At 46.5% G+C, this 22,875-nt stretch carries 7 protein-coding genes; 3 read left to right on the top strand and 4 right to left on the bottom strand.

The window, feature by feature from the left end; genetic code table 11:
* Nucleotides 1–21 precede the first annotated feature (21 nt).
* Together QUA54_RS18235 and QUA54_RS18240 are read right to left on the bottom strand one after the other, a co-directional pair.
* Nucleotides 22–3,639, bottom strand: a complete 3,618-nt coding sequence (locus tag QUA54_RS18235) for a GAF domain-containing protein (protein ID WP_333415717.1) — start codon at nt 3,637–3,639, stop codon at nt 22–24.
* A gap of 175 nt (nt 3,640–3,814) precedes the next feature.
* On the bottom strand, nt 3,815–5,362 hold the full coding sequence (locus QUA54_RS18240) for an ATP-binding protein (protein WP_333415718.1): 1,548 nt from the start codon (nt 5,360–5,362) through the stop codon (nt 3,815–3,817).
* A gap of 586 nt (nt 5,363–5,948) precedes the next feature.
* Between QUA54_RS18240 and QUA54_RS18245 the strand changes: the two genes are divergently transcribed.
* The 3 genes from QUA54_RS18245 to QUA54_RS18255 all read left to right on the top strand — a co-directional run bounded on the left by QUA54_RS18245 (nt 5,949) and on the right by QUA54_RS18255 (nt 14,678).
* Nucleotides 5,949–7,271: an AAA-like domain-containing protein gene (locus QUA54_RS18245; protein ID WP_333191333.1), complete on the top strand. Its 1,323-nt coding sequence runs from the start codon at nt 5,949–5,951 to the stop codon at nt 7,269–7,271.
* 231 nt (nt 7,272–7,502) lie between these two features.
* Nucleotides 7,503–11,084 (top strand): WD40 domain-containing protein, encoded by a 3,582-nt coding sequence (locus QUA54_RS18250; RefSeq protein WP_333415719.1) that lies wholly within the window; start codon nt 7,503–7,505, stop codon nt 11,082–11,084.
* 27 nt (nt 11,085–11,111) lie between these two features.
* The gene (locus tag QUA54_RS18255; protein WP_445301565.1) at nt 11,112–14,678 is read left to right on the top strand and encodes an AAA-like domain-containing protein; all 3,567 of its coding nucleotides are present in this window, start codon (nt 11,112–11,114) and stop codon (nt 14,676–14,678) included.
* Between the two features lie 240 nt (nt 14,679–14,918).
* Here QUA54_RS18255 and QUA54_RS18260 read toward each other — a convergent pair whose 3' ends face one another.
* Together QUA54_RS18260 and QUA54_RS18265 are read right to left on the bottom strand one after the other, a co-directional pair.
* Entirely contained in the window at nt 14,919–18,209 is a 3,291-nt protein-coding gene (locus QUA54_RS18260; RefSeq protein WP_333415721.1) for a DUF4347 domain-containing protein, read from the bottom strand.
* Between the two features lie 705 nt (nt 18,210–18,914).
* Nucleotides 18,915–22,592, bottom strand: a complete 3,678-nt coding sequence (locus QUA54_RS18265) for a DUF4347 domain-containing protein (protein ID WP_333415722.1) — start codon at nt 22,590–22,592, stop codon at nt 18,915–18,917.
* Between the last annotated feature and the right edge of the window lie 283 nt (nt 22,593–22,875).

The following is a 22,875-nucleotide window of genomic DNA, read 5'->3' on the forward strand; positions in this document are numbered from 1 at the left end:
TTCTTTTAAGATCTAAAGATATTAACACTGACGTGCCGTAACTGCGGATTTCGCTAGCTCTATAATATCATCAAAGAGGAAATCATGCACTAAAGTAGTTAAAACTTGTGCGGCTACAGAAAATTGTCTAGGCATTTCCTCAATCAACTTGACAATTTTATCATCGCAACATTCATGAGCAGCATCATATATCTTCTCCACCCACTCAACAGGCATTTGACCGAGTTGTGATTCTACTACAGATTGATTGCTGGTCGCTCCGCTAATTTCTCTTTCATTTTCTTGTTGTGCATCAACAGATTCCTCGTAAATGTAGCGCATTCCTAAAAGTTCTTCCATTTTGGCAAATAATATCTTTGCCTCGAAGGGTTTACGCATGAAATCATCGCACCCTGTTTCTAAAATAGTTTGTCGTTCTTCTTCAAAAGCGCTAGCTGTAAGAGCAACTATTACAGTTTGTTTTCCGAGAGGATGAGCTTTAATTTTTCTGGTGGCTTCATAGCCATTCATGACAGGCATCTGCATATCCATCCAGATCAGGTGCGGTTGCCAATCCTCCCATACAGCAATAGCTTCTTCACCATCTCTAGCTTCTCGCACGATGATGCCTAGCGGTGACAGTAATCTCTCTATGACTAGGCAGTTATCGGCGCGATCGTCAACTACCAAAATCCGGTATTCTGGTTGATTCGGTGCTAAACCAATTACTTTTTTCTGCGGTTGAAGCATTTTAATCTCGGTTGGATCGGCAAGCTTGATTTCAATATCAAATGCAAACTTACTTCCCACACCAGGCGTACTGCTGACAACAATATCCCCTCCCATCATTTGTACAAATTTGCGGCTAATTGGTAAACCTAATCCAGTACCCTGTTGAGATTGTTGACCTGTTTTTGTTTGCTCGAATGGTTCAAATAACCTATTCATCTCTTCTGCGGCAATACCAAGGCCGGTATCTTCAATTTCAAACTGAAGGCGTAAAAATACCCGGCGAAGGTCATTCGCCTCTACACCATCAAAGTCCGCCTGCGAGGACTGTTCTGAACCCGCCGAGGCAGGTTTTGTTTGTGTACCCGTCAACTCTGCGGTTTCAACAGCCAAACTTTCTTCTACCTTCTTTTTCACTTGCAACGTAACGCTACCCGTCTCTGTAAACTTGATCGCATTTCCTACAAGATTAATCAAAATTTGGCGCAATTTACCTTCATCTCCATTAAGAAATTGCGGTACGCCGTCAACAACTTCTATATTGAGCTGCAATTTCTTAGCTTTAGCTTTTAATCGAAACATTTCTTTTAACGTTTCTAGCAGGCGCCTTAAATCAAAACTGCTTTCATTAAGCTGACTTCTCCCCGCTTCAATTTTAGACATTTCCAAAATATCATTAATTAGTGCAAGCAAGTGTTCGCCGGCGCGATTAATAATTTCTAGGTGCTGCTGGTGTTGCTTGTTTAAAGATGAATCGCGCACCATCACCTGACTAAATCCCAGAATGGCATTTAGGGGAGTCCGCAGTTCGTGGCTCATAGAAGAAAGGAATTCGCTTTTAGCGCGGTTAGCCGTATCAGCAGCTACGACAGCTTTTTGTAATGCTGTTTCTGCTACTTTGCGTTCGGAAATTTCTGTTTTGGCTTGTTCAAAAAGGGTGGATTGCTTGATGGCAATTGCTAGCTGCACGGAAATTTGCTTGATAGATTCTATCTCAGAAGAGTTCCAATGTCTTTGACTGCTGCAGTGATGAGCAATGACAAGACCCCATAATTTTTCACCTTGCAAAATGGGAACCACGAGGTTAGCTTTAATTTTAAACTGGCTCAGTAAATTAATATGGCACTCTGAAATACCTGCCGTGTAAATATTGTCGATCGCGCGAAGGTGTCCCTGCTCGTAAATAGAGACGTAGTGTTCCTGAAAGCAAGGATCGTTAATATCAATTCCCAAAATCGGCATCGTATCGGCTGCTACCGACTCGACGGCTATAAATCCAGTGTAATCTGGATTAAAACGGTAAATAACTGTCCTGTCAGTTGACAAAAACTGGCGCACTTCTTCCACAGCCACTGTCATCACTTCTTCTAGGTTAAGAGAAGAACGAATCCGCTCTTGAATGGAATTTACGAGCCGCTCCCTTTTTAGTTGTTGCTGCAAGGCTATTTCCGCTTGTTTGCGTGCAGTAATATCTACTCCATAACCAACGCACTCCACAGGTATGCCAGCAGCATCTTTGACCAACTTAACCTCATCGTATATCCAGCGATAATTACCGTCTTTGTGCAGTTCGCGGTATTCATAGGAAATGGTTCCTTTTTCCAATATCTGAGCGAATGAAGTATTAACAACCTCTCGATCTTCTGGGTGAACGATGCTATGCCAATCAAGAGAACCATCAACAAATTCTCGCGCTTCGTAGCCGATCATTGAAATAACGTTCTCGCTAACAAATGTTACGTCATAATTTCCTCCTAATTGGCAGCTAAAAATCACCGCCGGAGTAGTCGCCAGCAAATATTGCAAGCGTTCGGTGACAGAGCGCAAATTTAACTCGGCTTGCTTGCGATCGCGAGCTTCCATTGCTAAAGCTGTCATCTGTGCCAAATAGCTAGCGAAGCTTTGTTCGTCGAGCGTCCACTTCCTCGGCGTCCCCTGATGTTCCAAACAAATTACACCCGCAATTCGTCCTTGATGGGTAATAGGAACATCTAGCATTGACGAGATGTTTAAAGGAATCAAATAAGATTCTGTAAGTTCTCGGGTGCGCGGATCGGTTTTGGCATCAACTGCTGCGATCGTCTGTTCTCTCTTTAAAGCTTGGAAATAGCTAGGATAGTCAGCAACTTTCAGTTCAGCACCCTCACTGTGTTGATTGGCTGTCAGTTCGTAAATATCCGCACAGCACAATGCTAATTTATCTTCCCGAAAAAACCAAACGCTTCCCCGCTCAACATTCAGAGTACGGGTTGCCATTTGTGTAATCTCTCTCAACGCCTCGCCAATATTTCCCTCGTAGATACTAGAATTTTGTGCTAATTCTAGCAAGGCAGTTTGTTGTTCTGTTAACCTAATCTCTCGTTCCCGCAAAGCGGATTCAGCGGCTATTCTTTCTCTAATTTCTGCTTCTAAATAACCGTTGGTTTCTCTCAACTGTGCGGTGCGCTCTTCGACTTTAATTTCTAAGTCATCATAAGCGTGTCGCAGCGCTAATTCTGCATCTTCACGGACAGTAATTTCACTCTGCAACTTGCGATTTATTGCCTCTAATTCTTGGGGGGTTTTTAAAGATAAAAACTGTGGCAATAGTGTTACCATCTGTCCAGCAGTGAAGCAGGAAACAATTGCAGTAATTCCTTTCTCAATTCCCGACAGCCAATAAGCGGAATGCCACAGCGTCCAAATTTCTAGCAAGTGACCCGTGCCGCAGAGAATAATAAATGCACCAAATAAAGCAAATATTCCTAAAAAAGGGATATCGCGCCGCTTGAGGATAAAATAAATCAGCATCGCCGGAATTGAATAGTAGGCGATCGCGATTAAAAAGTCGCCGGTGATGTGCAGCCATACCAAAGGTGTTTGCCACAGATAGCAGTGACCGTGAGGCATATACTGACTTGGAGAAAAGATACTTTTGACTATTGGCCACATAATGTTTGATTGCAGATAATTTTAATTAAAATGCTCTTGTTGTTGTATAGTATGTCGCATAGCCTACCCTATTTTTCTTATGAATTAGACCCAAGAGCCTGGCCTATATTTGAGTTAGTGCGGGTTTTTCTGCAAACCCCACAAGTTGATTCACCAAAACGGGATGAACCAAAATTTACAGCTTTACAAAAACTTTTTTTGAGCAAGTTGCTTGTTGATGATTTTGGGATTTCAAGGGAATTTCAATGATAAACTCTGTACCCCTCTCAAGCTCGGAAACACAACGCAAATAACCTTCATGGCTTTTAATGATCTGATAAGAAATCGCCAAACCCAGGCCCGTACCATAACCGATAGGTTTCGTCGTATAAAAGGGATCGTAAATTTTAGCGATCGCGTCAGAATCTATACCAGTGCCATTATCAGCAATGCGAATTTGCACCCACTTGCCCTCAACCAAAAGCGTGCGGATGCGAATTTTTAGCAGTTGGCAATGGGTCTTGTGTAAGTGTTCATCGAAATTATTTTCCCAATAGCCTTGGGTGGAATGTCCCTGCTGCGCCATCTGTTCTAAAGCATCAATAGCATTAGAAATAATGTTCATAAATACTTGGTTGAGCTTTCCAGCATAGCATTCTAACTGTGGTAAATCTCCATACTCTTTAATAACTTGGATAGCCGGACGTTTTGGTTGTTCTTTCAAGCGGTGCTGCACAATCATTAAAGTGCTGTCGATACCTTCATGGATATTTACTTTTTTCATGTCCGCTTCGTCTAACCGGGAGAAAGTGCGTAAAGATTTAACGATCTCCCTAATCCGCTCTGCTCCTATCTTCATCGAACTAAAAAGTTTTTGCAGGTCTTCTAAAACAAAATCGAGTTCGATGGTTTTAATCTTGTCTGCAATTTCCGGCGCAGGAGTGGGGTAATAAATTTGATATACCTTAATCAGTCCCAAAAGGTCTTTAATGTATTCCTCAGCCGGAATCAGATTGCCATAAATGAAGTTAACAGGGTTATTGATTTCGTGAGCAACGCCAGCTACCATTTGCCCCAAAGAGGACATTTTTTCATTTTGTACGAGTTGAGCTTGGGTGCCTTTAAGTTGTTGCAGAGTTTTCTCTAGCTGCTGAGTTCGTTCAAGCAGTTTAGCTTCAGAGCGCCGCAATGAATTTTCAGCCAAGGAGCGATCGCGATTTTCCTGTAACAACAGTTCATTGGTGGATTCTAAAGCGATCGTCCTCTCAATAACCCGTTTTTCCAATTCCAGCATTAATTCTGAGAGTGCTTCCTGAGCTTGTTTGCGATCGCCAATCTCATTTTGTAAAGCCACATTTGCCACCGCCAATTGATCGGGACTGGGGATAGCCAAGATTTTTGGAATTAGTTCCACCAGCACTGCTGCTGTAGATAGCGATATCAGGGCCGTAATCCCTTTAAGAAAACCAGAGAACCAATAATTAGGATGCCACAGCGTCCATATTTCCATAATATGGGTAATACCGCAGCAGACAATAAAAGAGCCAAACAACATAAAAACCCAGTCAAAAGGCACGTCTTTCCGCTTATTGACAATATAAATCAGCGTAAGGGGTATCAAAAAATAAGCGACGGCAATCAAAGCGTCGGACAAAACGTGCAGCCCCACTAATCCAGGCTTCCACAAGTAGCAATGGCCGTGAGGAATAAAATAATTGGGAAACATTTTATGAACCATTTGCATCAAATCAAGTCGGTTATCTGCTACTATTTTTTAGAGGGGATTACAGGAAAATTTAAAAACCTGCGAGCACAAAAAGAAGAATTAGGCTTTTGGACTTAACAATTGTCACAATTGTGATGAATAGATGCAGCGATATGAAAGGATATCTTGGATTTGTAGCGTAACATTTGTGGATCAACTTTATTGAGGAGAAACACAAATTTTTTTAAATTAAATCGCTGAAATCCTTGCCCGTAAAATTTTAAGCCATATCAATCACCCGATAATCACGAGAACTATATGAAACTACATCTGATTAAATTAACATCAATTAACTAAAATTTATCAAGGTCAAGTGTCACATTTATAATTGTGGCTTTACTACTCACTGTGACACCTGCATGACATTTTGGCCGACGAGCGTAGGGATTACGCCCTAGGGAGTAGAATAAAGAAGGGTTCGGTGACATTTAACGGATTTTACCTGTTACCCCCAGAGAAATATTATTTCCGCCTCGCGTCGCAATTCAATAGGCGATCGCTCAGGGCTTTACAATCAATCAAAAGAAATAACATCAACGATACACTTACGCAATCATTGCAAATTATGACAATAGATGAGGTCATACAGCTAACTCGTACCCGATTTAAAAAAAATTTATATCCCGTACAAGAAATCATACTCCGCCAAGTTTGGGAAGGAAAGACTTATACAAGTATAGCATCAGCCTCTCATTACGGAGAGCATTACCTGAGAAACATCGCCTCGTCCTTGTGGCAATCTCTCTCTGAGATCTTGCAGATACCTATTAGTAAATCAAATTTTAGATCCTCTCTAGAATCGCGTTCCCTGACAGCAGAGGAACGAAAATTAATAGAAGAATTTACCCGCAGCCAATGCCTAGCAACACCTTTAGATTATCCCGGCTCTCCAGTACCCCTCGGTTCGCCATTTTATATCCATCACCCGCTAATTGAAGAACTCGCGTACCGACAGATTGACAAACCTGGAAGTGTTCTGCGGATTAAAGCTCCCAGGAAGATGGGAAAAAGTTCCCTGCTGCTACGGATTTTAGAGCGCGCTAATTCTCTTGGCTACCAAACCGTAAGTTTGGATTTTCAGCAAGCCGAGGAAGCTGTTTTAGACAACTTGGATAAATTTTTACGCTGGTTTTGTGCCAACATCAGCCGTCACCTAAAATTGCCACCTCTATTAGATGATTATTGGGATGAAGATATGGGTAGCAAAGTAAGCTGCACCGTCTATTTGCAACAATATGTATTAGCAGAAATAAGGAGTCCTATTGTCTTAGCTTTAAATGAAGTCAATAGAATTTTAGAGTATCCAAAAATTGCCAGAGAATTTTTGCCGCTGCTGCGAAGCTGGCATGAAGAAGCAAAGCGGATAGAAACTTTTGGAAAACTGCGGTTAATCGTACTTCACTCCACAGAAGTTTATATTCCTTTTAAGCTGAATGAATCGCCTTTTAATGTCGGTTTGCCGCTGCAATTACCCTATTTTACCAAAGAGCAGATACTTGCTTTAGCGCAGCGTCACGGACTGGATTGGAGAGATACCCCCGATGCCGATCGACTGATGGCAATGGTGGGGGGACATCCTTATCTGGTGCGGCTCGCTTTTTACCACCTCTGTCAAAACGCTGTAACGCTAGATAGGCTACTACAAGAAGCTCCTACACTGGCGGGAATTTATAAAGATTACTTGCAGAATTTTTGGGTGACATTGCAAGAGTATCCCGAACTTGCGGTTGCACTTAAACAAGTGGTAAAATCTGAGGGGGGCGTGGAATTAGATCCGATATTAGGTTCTAAATTAATGAGTATGGGGCTGATTCATATCGATAACAACCGCTATACGCTAAGCTGCGAGTTGTACCGCCTGTATTTTGGTTCGCACAACTTTCTTTAGAACGGGGGTTTACTGTTTTTTTGCGCATACAAAATTACTCTTGAAAACTAGACTTTTCCGGGCGATGATAAGTCGCTGCTATACAAACAAAGTCCGCGCCGGACTAAATAAAAAAAGGCGGTAATTAACCAAAATTTGGCATAGTTTTTATTACAATCAAGCTCCAGTACCACATCCTCACCTCTAAATAAATTCACTACATACTCACCTTTAAAACCACCTGTAAACGGCATGACCAAGGTTAGATACCAAATTGGTGGCAGTCTCGCCAGTGATGCGCCTACCTATGTAGTAAGATCGGCCGATTCCGAACTCTATGAAGCATTAAAAGCTGGCGAATTTTGTTACATCCTCAACTCGCGGCAAATGGGAAAATCTTCTCTCTTAGTCCGCACCTTGCACCGATTGCAAGCAGAAGGATTTCAATGCAGCACCATCGATATGACCCGTATCGGTAGCGAAAACATTACTCCCTTACAGTGGTACAAAGGAATCGTTGGGGATTTATGGCGGGGCTTCCATCTTTTAGAGCAACTTAACTTAAAAATTTGGTGGAAAGAACAAGAAGAAGTTTCTCTCCTGCAAAGATTGAGTCAATTTATTGAAGATATTTTATTAGTAAAATTTCCGAAAGAGCGAATTTTTATATTTGTCGATGAAATTGATAGTATTTTAAGCTTAGATTTTCCAGTTGATGATTTTTTCGCCTTGATTCGTTATTGTTACAACCAACGAGCCATTAATCCCGCCTACAACCGAATTACCTTCGCGATTTTCGGAGTAGCTACACCCAGCGATTTAATCGCTGATAAAAATCGGACACCTTTTAATATCGGACAAGCAGTAGATTTGCACGGTTTTTCCTGGGAAGAAGCCTCTCCTTTAACTCAAGGTTTAGAGAGTGTAGTTAGTAATGCCGAGGTAATTATCAAATCAATATTAGCTTGGACTTCTGGGCAACCATTTCTGAGCCAAAAGCTGTGTCAATTGATAGTAAGATCGACGCGAGAATCTCACAGTGACGTGCTGATAATTCCACCTGGAACGGAAGGATTTTTTGTGGAATCGGTCGTGCGATCGCACATCATCCAGAATTGGGAATCTCAAGACGAACCAGAGCATTTAAAGACGATCCGCGATCGCATCCTGAGAAATGAGCAACGTGCTGGAAGACTATTAGGCATCTATCAAAAAATCTTACAAGGAGTGGAAGTACCCACCGATGACTCGCGAGAACAGATAGAACTATTGCTGTCTGGTTTGGTAGTAAAATACCAGGGTTTTTTACAGGTAAGAAACCCGATTTATCAAGAAGTATTTAACAAAAAATGGGTAGAAAAAAATCTCGCTTCCTTGCGTCCATACTCTCAAGCCTTTGATGCTTGGATAACTTCCAAGCAGACCGATAAATCCCGACTGTTGCGCGGACAAGCCTTGAAAAATGCTCAAGCTTGGGCCCAGGGTAAAAGTTTGAGTGACTTAGATTATCAATTTTTAGGCGCTTCTGAAGAATTAGACCGAAGAGAAATGCAGGTAGGATTGGAAGCAGAACGGGCTAAAGAAATTCAAGCCAGACTAACAGAAGAACAAAAAAGATTAGCTGTAGAGAAAAAAAGTTCTAGGCGGCAAAGATTTTTGCTTTTTGTAGTAACAATAGCATTAATTATCGCCTGTGCCTTGGGGCTAGCGGTGTATTTTCAGTATCGGCAAACTGCTGTCAGCGAGATCAAAGCGATCGCCAAATCTTCCGAAGCACTATTCGCCTCAAATCAAAAATTAGACGCATTAATACAAGCCATCAGAGCAAAGCGACAACTGCAAAAATTAGGTGGTGTAGACCCAGAGATCGAACGCTCAGTTAAAGAAGTTCTCCATCAAGCTGTTTATGGAGCAGTTGACTATAATCATTTATCGGGGCATAACAATGTGGTTAATGATGTAACTTTTAGCCCTGATGGAGAAATCATCGCCTCAGCTTCTGCCGACACAACGATCGATCTTTGGAAAAAAGACGGTACAAAACTGGGAACGCTTCAAGGGCACAACAATGCAGTTTGGGGAGTCGTATTTAACCCCAAAGGGGATATAATTGCTTCGGGTTCTGGGGATAAAACAGTCAAACTTTGGCGCAAAAATACTACAAATTTACCAAATGTCAAGCCGAGTTATACCTTGTGGCAGACATTAAAAGGACATACCGATAACGTTACACAAGTCGCGATCGCTCCTAACAATCAGATTATTGCTTCAGCTTCTAAAGATAAAACAGTTAAACTCTGGAGTACAGACGGCAAACTGCACAGAACTCTCACCGGACATACAGATGAAGTTACCAGCGTTGCCTTTAGCCCCGACAGTCAAACTTTGGCATCTGCTTCTAAAGATCGAACCATCAAACTCTGGAATGCAGACGGTAAACCGATCCGAACCCTCACCGGACATACCGATAGAGTTATGAATGTTGCCTTAGCGCCAAGCGCAGGCTACGCCAACAGCCCTTCAGAATATCTCATTGCCTCGGCGAGTGCGGATAAAACGGTCAAACTTTGGCACCTTGATGGAACTTTAGTCAAAACCCTAACTGGACACAGCGATGCCGTGACCAAAATCGCTTTTAACCCTCAAGGTGGTTTGCTTGCCTCGGCAAGTCTAGACAGAACAGTCAAACTGTGGCAGCTTGACGGGACTCTGGTAAAAACCCTGCTAGTCGCCAAGGATGTCGTCTCTGGATTGGCTTGGAGTCCTGACGGGCAAATCTTCGCCTCATCCAGTTGGGATGGCCCGATCATGCTATGGAAACTTGATGATAGTTTGCTCAAGACTCTTAACGGACATCAAGCATCGATTTACACCATAAAATTTAGTCCTGATGGTAAGACAATTGCCACCGCCAGTCGTGACAATACCGTTAAACTTTGGCGGCTTGATGGTAGCTTAATTCGCACTTTCCCCAAACAAGCTGATAAAGTTTTCGGAGTAGATTTCAGCCCAAAGGGAGACACAATTGCTACAGGCGGTTATGACAGCACTGTTCGATTGTGGCGACTCGACGGAACTTTACTCAAAACTTTCACCGGACATCAAGGTAGAGTTTTCGCCGTTGATTTCCATCCAGATGGGCAGTCACTCGCCTCGGCGGGTGAGGACAAAACGGTCAAAGTCTGGAGGATTGACGGCACCCAATTGGCAACTCTCAAAGGACATACCGATTACATTAACGGAGTGGCATTTAGTCCCGATGGAAAGCTGATTGCCTCTGGTAGTGTGGACGGAACTATCAAACTTTGGCAGTGGGATAATGCGATCGCCTCTGGAAAGTCCAGCTACAAGCTTCTACACACTTTAACAAGCCATCGCCGTCAGGTGGCGGGAGTGGCATTTAGCCCTGACGGCAAGACTCTCGCTTCAGCAGGAATGGATAGCACGGTGAGACTTTGGCGGTTGGATGGTACAGAAATCAGAGCCTTAAAGGGACACAAAAATGGGGTATTCTCAGTGGCATTTAGCCCCGATGGCAAGACTCTCGCTTCAGCAAGTTTTGACGGCACTGTTAAACTTTGGAGGTACGATGGTCAAGAACTTGAAACCTTAAAAAGACATAGCGATGGGGTGTTCGGAGTTACCTTTAGCCCTGATGGGAAGTTCATCGCCTCAGCGAGTCAGGATACTACAGCAATTGTGTGGAATTTAGAGCGAATTTTCCAGCTCGATTTTCTCCAGTATGGATGCGATTGGGTGGGGAATTACCTGCGAACAAATGCCGATGTGAAGGAGGAGGACAGACATTTGTGCGATCGAGCGGGCGATCGCTAAACAATCAGAAACTCTGAACTCAAAATGATGAACAATTATCAATACCAAATTGGTGGCAGTCTCGCCAATAATGCGCCTACCTATGTAGTAAGAGCTGCCGATTCCGAACTCTACGAAGCCTTAAAAGCAGGCGAATTTTGTTACGTCCTCAACTCGCGGCAAATGGGCAAATCTTCTCTCTTAGTCCGCACCTTGCACCGATTGCAAGCTGAAGGATTTCAATGCAGCACCATCGACATGACCCGCATCGGCAGCGAAAATATCACTCCTTTACAGTGGTATAAAGGCATGATTGGGGAACTGTGGCGCGGCTTCAAATTATTAGGGCAAGTTAACTTAAAAACCTGGTGGTGCGATGAAGAAGATGTCTCGTTTCTGCAAAGATTGAGCCATTTTATAGAAGATATCCTACTGGTCAAATTTCCTCAACAGCAGATATTTATATTCATCGATGAAATCGATAGCATTCTCAGTTTGGATTTCGCGGTCGATGATTTTTTCGCCCTGATTCGGTTTTGCTACAATCAGCGAGCGATTAATCCTTCATACAATCGCATTAGTTTTGCAATTTTTGGAGTAGCCGCGCCGAGCGATTTAATAGCTGACAAAAAGCGAACTCCTTTTAATATCGGTCGTGCTATAGATTTGCGGGGTTTTGAACGGCACGAAGCCCAACTATTAGTTAAAGGATTAGAGAGTTCCGTAAGTAATCCTGATGCCGTAATCAAACAAATATTAGTTTGGACTTCCGGACAGCCATTCCTCACCCAGAAAATTTGCTATTTGGCTTACAGAGCTAGCCGAGAAACGGCGGGCGGATTAGTAAATATTCCCCCGGGAGCAGAGGCATTTTGGGTGGATAGTTTGGTGCGATCGCAAATCATCGATAAATGGGAATCGCAAGACGAACCGGAGCATTTAAAAACGATACGCGATCGCCTCCTTCGCAACGAACAATCCACTGCACGTAGCTTAGGCATCTATCAGCAGCTCTTACAGGGGGGTGAAATTGAAGCCGATGATAGTCGAGAGCAGATCGAACTGTTGCTATCAGGTTTGGTAGTGAAACAACAAGGTTTGTTGAAGGTCAGAAATCCGATTTATCAAGCAGTGTTTAACAAACAATGGGTAGAAAAACAGTTAGAGCAACTGCGTCCTTACTCCCAAGCTTTCAACGCTTGGATCGCTTCAAAACAAACCGATGAATCGCGACTGTTGCGGGGACAATCGCTAAAAGACGCTTCCTACTGGGCCCAGGGAAAAAGTTTGAGCGATTTGGATTATCAATTTTTAGCGGCTTCTCAAGAATTAGACAGGCTGGAAGTGCAGCAAGCGCTGGAAGCAGCGAGGCTCAGAGAAGTTGAAGCGAGACTGGCAGAAGAACGCAAGCGGTTAGTTTTAGAGCGAGAGATAGCGAAGCGACAGCGAAGATTTCTTGGGGCGCTCAGCGGAGCGCTAATAGTTGCGATCGCCTTTGGCATTCTTGCCCTCTGGCAATATCATTACGCGATCGCCAGCGAGCAGCAAGCCCGCATCAGCGAAATTCAAGCCCTCACCTCCTCCTCCGCAGGACAATTCGCCTCCCAACAGCGATTAGACGCCCTCGTGAGTGCCATCAAAGCCAGACGCAGGCTCGACAGTCTCGCGAATTCCAGCCCTCAGTTGCAATCTCAAGTTCAACAAGTGCTGCAACAAGCCATCTACGGAACGGCAGAATTAAATCGCCTGTTCGGGCATTCCAGCCCGGTTCTGGCAGTTGATGTCAGCCCAGACGGTCAACTCATCGCCACCGGAGGCGGCGACCAAACAGCCAAGGTTTGGCAACGGGATGGCACCTTGCTGCACACTCTCCAGCACACGATCAGCAGCGTCTACGCCCTCAGTTTTACTCCCGACAGTCAGAGCCTGGTAACATCCAGCGTAGACGGCAACATTTATCTGTGGAGTCGGGAAGGTAAACTGCTCAAAACCTTTCAGGGACACAAGACTGCGATCTGGGCGATCGCCGTGAGTCCAGACGGTGAGCGCATCGCCTCCGCCAGTGAAGACAGCACCATTCGCCTGTGGAGCGTTGATGGCAAACTGCTCAAAACCCTGAGCGGACATCAAGGTGCCGTTTGGGGTGTTGCCTTTAGCCCGGATGGAAACCTCCTCGCATCTAGCAGCACAGATAATACTGTCAAGGTCTGGACTCTAGACGGCGAACTGGTGAGCACTCTGGAAGGTCACAGCGCCACCGTTTGGGACGTTGAGTTCGCTTTACTTGCCGATAATAGCGGCACCAAGCGTCCCGCCATCATCTCTGCCAGCGCTGACAACACTGTCAAACTCTGGCAACCCGACGGAACCCTGCTACGAACTCTTAGCGGTCACAGTGCGGAAGTGTTTGAAGTCGCCGTCAGCACAGCAGGCGATCTCATCGCTTCCGCCAGCGCCGACCAAACCATAAACATCTGGAAGCCGGACGGGACAATTTTGAAAGTCCTCAAAGGGCATCTATCGGGAATTCGCGGGCTTGCTTTTATTCCCAACAGTCAAATGGTTGTCTCCGCTAGCGACGACAATACCGCCCGACTGTGGAACCCGATAAACTCCTTCTCGAAAGTCCTTTACGGACATGGCGGCACGATTTGGGATGTGGATTTCAGCCCGGACGGTCAGATGCTAGCTTCAGCCAGTACGGATGGCAGCTTCAAACTGTGGGCGCGAGACGGCACGTTGCTGAAGTCTTTTGCCGGAAATAAGACTGCCGTTCGCTCCGTTGCTTTCCTCTCTGGTGCCAGCTTTGCCAATCCTGCGATCGCACCTATTTTTGCTACCGCTAGTGAAGATAAAACAATTAAATTCTGGCAGTTCGACGGGACGCTGCTGAAAACCATTACAGGACATGGGGCGGGAGTGTGGGATGCCTCCGTCAGTCCAGATGGTCGGCTACTGGCTTCTGCTAGCAACGATAAAACAGTGAAACTGTGGAACAAGGACGGCACTTTGCTGAAAACTTTCACAGGGCATCGGGCTAGGGTTTACGATGTGGACTTTACCCCTGACGGACAGAGGCTGGTTTCAGGCAGTAGCGACAGCACTGCTCGGTTGTGGAGTCTTGACGGTAAGTTTTCCAAGACTCTAGAGGGTCATCGCAGCCCGATTTGGGAAGTTGCCATCAGTCCAGACGGTCGCACTTTGGCAACTGCCAGCAGGGATGACACGATTAAACTCTGGACGATCGATGGCACGTTGCTCAAAACCCTCAAGGGAAATACTAGAGGCATGATGACAGTTGATTTCAGTCCTGACGGTCAAATGCTGGTGGGGGGAGGCTCAACTGGCGCACTCAAACTTTGGAAAACCGACGGGACAGAAATAACGACGCTAACCGGACATGAAGGGAACGTTTGGGGAGTTGCGTTTAGCCCCGATGGCAAACTCATTGCCTCCGCCGGGGACGATCGCACGGTGATTTTGTGGGATGTGGAGCGCATTCTCAAACTAGATGAACTGGGTTATGCGTGCGATCGCGTGCGGGATTATCTGCGAACAAATGCCGATGTGAAGGAGGAGGACAGACATTTGTGCGATCGTATTAAAACGGAATAATATCAAGTCCGCTTTATTAGGAAAAAGAGATTAATATGTGTGGCTATAGCATCAGAAGATTAGAGGATATTTATCATACTTAGCTATTTTTTTTGGAAACATTATAATACTAAATCCGGCTTAAATACTCCTTTTATCTCACTCTGCGGACTCAGACTTCGTTTGTTTAGTAGCGGTTTTAACCGCCGAAGGATAGGCAGAATGATCGAGGGTATAGACAAACCGGATTTAGTATAATAATTACAGAGTAATGAAATCGTTAGCAGTGAGAATACCGGGGGTAATATTGTTAAGCTTCGCCAACAATTGATTGGTGTCCGTCACAGTAATCAAAGTTTGATTGTTGCTGGAAGTAATACTGAGTTGATTGAAACTCAAACCAGAATTTAACCCAATTAAATCCTCTCCCTTGCGGAAATCATTAATGGTGTCGCTACCCAAACTTTGACTGAGGAAAAACACATCATTTCCCGAACCTCCCGTCAATGTATCGTCCCCAACATCCCCGGAAAGGAAATCGGAACCGCTGCCACCACTGAGAATATCATTACCTTTGCCTCCATACAGGGTATCGTTACCGATGTCGCCACAGAGCACATCGTTTTCATTGCCGCCTAACAGCAAGTCGTTGCCCTCACCGCCATCGAGACTGTCGTTTTCTTTGCCACCGTAAAGCGTGTCATGTCCCAATAAGCCAAAAATCAGGTCTGCACCTTCATTGCCAAAGGCAATATCGTTGCCGTCTCCAGTATTAATTGTGTCATTTCCTAAGTTGCCTAAAATGTAGTCGTCGCCATCTTCACCGATCAAGATATCGTCATCTTTACCGCCAAAAATGGTGTCGTTGCCACCGCCGCCGGCAACAGTATCATTGGCGATATCTCCCCTCAAAAAGTCCTCGCCATCTCCGCCAACAACAGTGTCATTATCTTTGCCCGCGTAGATGGTATCGTTACCAGCGTCGCCTTGGATGAAATCGCTGCCTTCATTGCCGAAGAGCGAGTCGTTATCTGCACCGCCTTGGATGTTGTCATTGCCACCCATACCGTAGAGAGTATCGTTGCCGGCAAGTCCGTTAATCGACTCGTTGACGCCGCTGCTCATGATGAAATCGGCATCGTTACCCCCGTTGAGAGTTTGTTGGACGGGGTTGGGAGTAATGGTGGCAGAGTCGAGTTGCGGGGCGTTGAGGTCATCCAGCAGGCAATCATCTGTTTCCGGTGTCGGAGTTGGAGTCGGCACCGGTGTGGGCGTCGGAGTCGGCGCCGGTGTGGGCGTCGGAGTCGGCGCCGGTGTGGGCGTTGGAGTCGGTGCGGGTGTGGGCGTTGGAGTCGGTGCGGGTGTGGGCGTCGGAGTCGGTGCGGGTGTGGGCGTCGGAGTCGGAGTCTCAGTCGGAGTGGGAGTCGGCGCGGGTGTGGGCGTCGGAGTCGGAGTCGGCGTGACTGTAGTGGTGAATTCAAAAGCGCCGATATCAACGATCGCACTTCCGTTATTATCACCATCTTGAGGGCGACTCACACCGCGCTGATCCCCAGCCGGCGCGCCCGCACCAGTACCAGTATCAATTGCCGGACTTCCTACTAGCAGCGGCAACACAAAAACGCCGTTAATATTTTGCAAAGGGCCGAGTAAGGGGTCTGCGATCGTCACATTTGCCGTAACATTACTATCATTAGGATCTCCCACCGTCAGTTTAGCGGGAAATTGAAGATTGTTTCCCCCATCGATTAGCTCCCGTCCAGTGTGCTGCCTAGTTTTAAAAGAGTTACTTGCCGTATTCCTATCAAAAATCGAATTCTTGACAGTAATTGGCGATTTCACAGGATCGTTAAAAGTAGCAATACCTCCCGAAAATTCAGCGGTATTCTTAGCAAAAGTCGAATTGACGATGTTAGTCGAAAAGGAATCTCTGTTAGCGACAAGCATTGCTCCGCCCTGCTTAGCAGCGCTGTTGCCGGAAAATGTACTGTTGACAATGCTGATATTTCCATCTCCTCCCGACCACAAACCGCCCCCATTATCTTCAGCTTGGTTATTAGAAAAAGTGGAATTTGTTACCGTAAGATCCACATTTCCATGACGAATTGCGCCTCCGGAACCTCCAACTCCTGCTAGATCCTTAACAGCTTTATTGTTAACAAAAGTGCTATTTTCCAAAACTATCTTATCTTGAAGATAGCCAAATAAAAATCCAGCTCCTCCTTCTCTCGCTCCGATATTGCCATCAAAAACGCTGTTGCGGATAGCAATAGTTCCGGCAACAGGGCCGGGGGTTGCATTGGGCCCCGAAGCATTAGCGCCATCGACGTAAACTGCCCCGCCAACGCCTTTATCTGTGCTGTTGCCAGTGAATTTAGAGTTTTCGATCGTCATGCTGCCCAACAGGTTATTAACAGCACCGCCGTAGCTGCCTTTGTTGTTGGTAAATTCGCTATCTCTGATAGTCAGAACACCCCCGCTTTTGGTTGCGATCGCGCCGCCACCGCGTTCGGTATTATCTGCTAGCGAACCGTCATTGCCGCTAAACTTGCTGTTAATTACAGTCGTCGTGCTGCGGAAACCCGTGTAAATGCCGCCACCAAAACCGGCAACATTATTATTGATTTGGCAATTCTCTAAAGTTAAAGTGCTGCTACCTCCTGTTTGAATGCCACCACCGGCGCTAGTTGTCTGATTGTTGGGGTCAGTACCAGAAACTTTGCCGTTGGCAACAATCAGGTTTTTTAGAGTAACATTGGTTGAACCTTCGGTAAGGATCACCCGCGAAGCATTGTTGCCGCTGATGGTTAAATTGGCTGCACCAACTGCATCAATTGTCAAGTTTTTGTTGATGACAAGTTGACCGGAAGTGAGAGTAATTGTTTGGCTGGCAAGAGTGGAGGCAAATTCAATGGTATCGCCGGTCGCTGCAGAGCCGATCGCATCTCTCAATGAACCCGGCCCGCTATCATTACTGTTAGTAACGGTAATAGTTGCTAAAGCCCCTCGGTAATCCGCCATTGCCTCTGGAGTCAAGGCTAGCGGTGCTTCAATATCACCCTTGGCAAACTCCAAATTCCAGTTACCGCCGCGGCCAGTGCGATCGCTAGATGCCGCAATATCAGCCCCGGTTAACTCGCCCAGGCGATCGACAAAATCGCTTCCCGATCCCGCCGCAACATCGCAACCGTAAAGTACAATATCTGCTTGGTCGCTCAGGGCATTTCGCCACTCTTGCAACTGGCTTTCATATTGTGGCAAATTATCCGAATTCAACGTCGCAGAACCTAGCTGCAAGCTGCCAGAATTGCCGTGAGAAAAAATGTGAACTTGGTCTACAGTTCCTCCCGCAGCAGAAATTGTTTGCAGTTTCGCAGTAATTTGCTCGACTCCGTTGCCATTTTTATCTAAAATGATGATATCTGCGCCTGGAAGCACGCCACCCGCAAGAGTTTGATAGTCATCTAAGTCGGAATCAATGAAGACAATAGATTTAGAACGAGAATTGCGGATCGCAGATTGTGAATCAATACTGGCAAAAGTTGAGTTCATTTCGCATACCCTATGAGAATGTTTGCTATTTGCTGGTAGATTCACCTTGAAAGCAGAAGGCTAGAGATGCAGAAGGCAGCCGACAGAAGGCCGAATTAAAACCTCAATTATCAATCTGGGAGATGAAATTTTAGGGAAAATTTTTCTTTTTCTTCCTGCCTTAAATCCGAGACTTGTATCCATAATTACAGCGTATCCCAGGTTGATGAAGCACTAGGGACACGGCAGTGCCGTGTCCCTACGGGAATCGATCGATAGGCGGGTGTACTTCATAAAGCTGCAATCTGCTGTAGGTTTTGCTGTGTAAGGATTGCGAGTTTTCTAGCCATTAACCGCAGAGGATGTAATGTAAATATCCCTGGACGTAGAACCTCTATATCGCAGGTTTGGAATGCGCACCTTACCGATATAAGTAGCGCATCATACCATTTTGGAGCTTTAGTCCTGGTAAATTCAGAAAACATATCTCCGGTTCCGAATCCTGAGAATTGCTCTAGCTAGTACCTCATACATTTGTCTTACTGAAAACCAGGAAAGCCGCATCAAAGCTTGGTCAGTTTAGCTTGTTTGCCCATCGCAAAAAATTCCAAACAATCCGAAATTTAGTTATTGAGAAAGCTTGCTTTATTCGGGTGGTGCTTATAGCGCACCTACCCGAAGTTGCGCTGGTAGTAAGGTGCTTATGGCGCACCCTACCACAGGCAGTTAGATTGTTACCTGAGTGAAATCGCTAGCGGTGAGAATACCGGGCGCAACACCGTTAAGCTTCGCTAACAATTGATTGGTGTCCGTCACGCTAATCAAAGTCTGATTGTTGCTCGAAGTGATGCTGAGTTGATTGAAACTCAAACCAGGATTCAACCCAATTAAATCCTCACCCTTGTGGAAATCGGTAATGATGTCGCTACCCAAACTTTGATTTAGGAAAAATACATCATTTCCTGAACCGCCAGTCAAAGTATCATCCCCAACATCGCCGGAAAGGAAATCGGAACCAGCACCGCCGCTGAAAATATCATTGCCTTTGCCACCGTACATAGTATCGTTACCGATGTCGCCACAGAGCACATCGTTTTCATTGCCGCCTAACAGCAAGTCGTTGCCCTCACCGCCATCGAGACTGTCGTTTTCTTTGCCGCCGTAAAGCGTGTCATTTCCCAGTTGACCGAAAATTAGGTCTGCACCTTCATTGCCAAAGGCAATATCGTTGCCGTTTCCAGAATTAATGGTGTCATTTCCTAAGTTGCCTAAAATGTAGTCGTCGCCATCTTCGCCCAGCAAGATATCGTCATCTTTGCCACCAAAGATGGTGTCGCTGCCAAGGCCGCCGGCAACAGTATCTTTGCCGAGATCTCCCCTTAAAAAATCGCTGCCATCAGCGCCAACAACAGTGTCATTATCTTTGCCGCCGTAGATGGTATCGTTGCCAGCGCCACCAGAGATGAAATCGCTGCCTTCATTGCCGAAAAGCGAGTCGTTATCTGCACCGCCGTCAATGTTGTCATTGCCGCCCATGCCGTAAAAAGTGTCGTTACCAGCAAGCCCGTTAATTGACTCGTTGATGCCGCCGCCCATGATGAAATCGGAACCTTCACCGCCGTTGAGAGTTTGTTGGACGGGGTTCGCGGTGATGGCAGCAACGTCGAGTTGCGGGGCGTTGAGGTCATCCAGCAGACCAGCATCCGAGGCCGGAGTAGGAGTGGGCGCGGGCGTCGGAGTTGGCGCCGGTGGTGTCGGAGTAGGAGTGGGCGCGGGCGTCGGAGTTGGCGCCGGAGTCGGTGTCGGAGTAGGAGTGGGCGCGGGCGTCGGAGTTGGCGCCGGAGTCGGTGTCGGAGTAGGAGTCGGCGCCGGAGTCGGTGTCGGCGCGGGCGTCGGTGTCGGAGTCTCAGTCGGAATAGGAGTGGGCGCAGGCGTCGGAGTTGGCGTCGGTGGTGTCGGAGTAGGAGTTGGCGCAGGCGTCGGAGTCGGCGTCGGTGGTGTCGGAGTAGGAGTTGGCGCAGGCGTCGGAGTTGGCGCGGGCGTCGGTGTCGGAGTTGGTGTCGGCGCAGGCGTCGGAGTCGGCGCCGGAGTCGGAGTTGGTGTCGGCGCAGGCGTCGGAGTCGGCGCCGGAGTCGGTGTCGGAGTTGGTGTCGGCGCGGGCGTCGGAGTCGGCGCCGGAGTCGGTGTCGGAGTAGGAGTGGGCGCGGGCGTCGGAGTTGGCACCGGAGTCGGTGTCGGAGTAGGAGTGGGCGCAGGCGTCGGAGTTGGCACCGGGACGACACTACCTCCCAATTCAAAAGATCCGCTGTCGACGATCGCACCTGGAATGCTGTCGCCATCTTGAGGGCGAGTCACGCCGCGCTGATCCGTAGCGGGTGCGCCGGTAGCAATCCCTTTATCAATTGCCGGACTTCCTGTCAGCAGGGGTCTGACTAAAGCGCCGTTGATGTTTTGCAAAGGGCCGAGTAAAGGGTCTGCGATCGTCACACTTGTCGTCACCTTGGTATCGGTGTTAATCACCGGCCACTGAAAATTCCCTCCTTGATCGCTATATTGGGCCGTGGTGTGTTGCTGAATGCCCCAAGGGTTTCCTCCGTTGCCCGCTGTATTGTTGGAAAAAATCGTGTTTTTGAGGGTGACATTATTGGCATCGGCGAAGATACCTCCACCAACCCAGCCGGCGTAATTATCGGCGATCGTCGTGTTAACAATAGTTGTGGGTGCACCAAGAGTCATTGCACCGCCGAGTTTGTCGTAGCCATCAGCCACAGTAGTAGGAACTGAGTTGCCAGAAAACGTACTGTTAGTAATCGTAGTAGGGGCATTTCGCATCCACAGGCCGCCACCTTGATTATTGGCTTTGTTGCCAGCAAAGGTGGTGTTGGCAATGGTCAATCCCTGGTTGGTGCTGTCGCTCAAAATCGTTACCGCACCACCATTTCCAGGATTTCCACCATTGGGGCTGCCTGTGAGCGCCATAACTTCGTTATTTTGGAAGGTGCTGTTTTCCAAAATTACATTGTCCTGGCTACCGGTGAACAGATAAGCTGCTCCGCCTTCGCCTCGCCCTTTGTTGTCTTGAAATACGCTTTTGGTAATTTTAATTGTGCCGGAAGGCTCGTCAGTAGAACTGGCTCTGTCTGTGTAAATTGCGCCGCCGAAACCTCTTAAAAAAGAATTGCCGTTGGGATCGTTTGGGGCGAACTGGCCTGCGGTGGTGTCGTTGCCGATGAATCGCGAGTTTTCAACTGTTAACTTGCCGTTGAGGCTATTAATTGCGCCGCCGTTAATTCCTAAGTTGTTGGTGAAGTCGCTGTTAACAACGGTGAGGTTTTTATTACTTGCAAAAGCAATACCGCCAGCGCCACGTTCATCGTTGGTTGCAGTGGCTTTATTTCCGGTGAATTTACTGTTGGTAACGGTCAGGGTGTTGTTCCAGCCGCTGAAGATTGCACCGCCACCTTTATCAGCAACGTTGTTGGTAAACTGAACGTTTTCTACGGTCATCGTTACTTCGTCAGTTGTACCGATCGCACCCCCGTTATCAGCCGTTTTGCCGTTAGTAATAATGAGGTTTTTGACTGCAAAATTGGTAGCAGTCGCAACGTTGGCATTGACAAAAAAGGCGCGGGATGCGTTGTTGCCGCTGATAGTTAAACCCGCTGCGGCGGCGCCGTCAATGGTGATGTTTTTGCCAACGGGAATATCGAGTTGACCGCTGGTGAGGGTAATAGTTTGGCCGGCTAAACCTGGAGCGAAGGTAATTGTATCCCCTGCAACAGCGGTGGCGATCGCAGCCCTTAATGAACCCGGCCCGCTATCGCTATTGTTGGCTACCACTATAGTAGCTAAATCACCTTGGTAACTTGCCATAGCCTCGGCTTGCAAGGCTATGGGAGATTCAATTTGGCCCTTAACGAATTCTAAATTCCAGTCGCCGTCGCTGCCGGTTATGTTGGTGGAAGCGGCAACGTCAGCCCCGGTTAATTGACTGAAGCGATCGACGAAATTAGCACCCGAACCTGCGGCTACATCGCACCCGTACAGCATGATGTCTGCTTCTGGGGCTAGTGCATTTTGCCACTTTTCCAACTTGCTTTTGTATTGCTCTATGTTATCTGAACCCAGAGCAGTATTGCCAAGTTGTAGGCTGCCAGAATTGCCGTGAGAAATAATGTGAACCGAGTCTATCGCCCCGTTAGTAGAGGCGTATTTTTCAATTTCCGAGCTGATTTGTTCGATGCCGTTTTTGGTGCTATCGAGTATTACTACCTGCTGTCCAGGCAGCACTCCCGCTGCAATTGACTCGTAATCTTCCACGCCGGAGTCAATGAAGACTAAGGAGCGCGGTGGCAGTTTTTCAAAAGAAGATTGTGAGTTAACTTGAGCGAACGTAGAACTCATATTGGAGACTCCATTAAGGGCATTATTAGTAGATACACCCCGGAGTAATCTCATCAGTCTTATTTTATTACATCTTAACACCAAATTTGGATAAACTGCAATATTTAAATTTAATTTATTAAATTTATTTTTATCCTGATTTACCTGTTGGCGCTGGTACTGACTGGGATTTTTGGTCGCTAACGCTGGAGAATAGATACTCAAACTTATCGGGAAAATTTAAATAAATCCACCTTCTACCATTCCGAGCTTTTCAGCCTGATTTGGCTAACGGTAGCCATTA

The sequence above is a fragment of the Microcoleus sp. MOSTC5 genome (assembly GCF_036701825.1).
Taxonomy (GTDB): Bacteria; Cyanobacteriota; Cyanobacteriia; order Cyanobacteriales; family Microcoleaceae; genus Microcoleus; species Microcoleus asticus.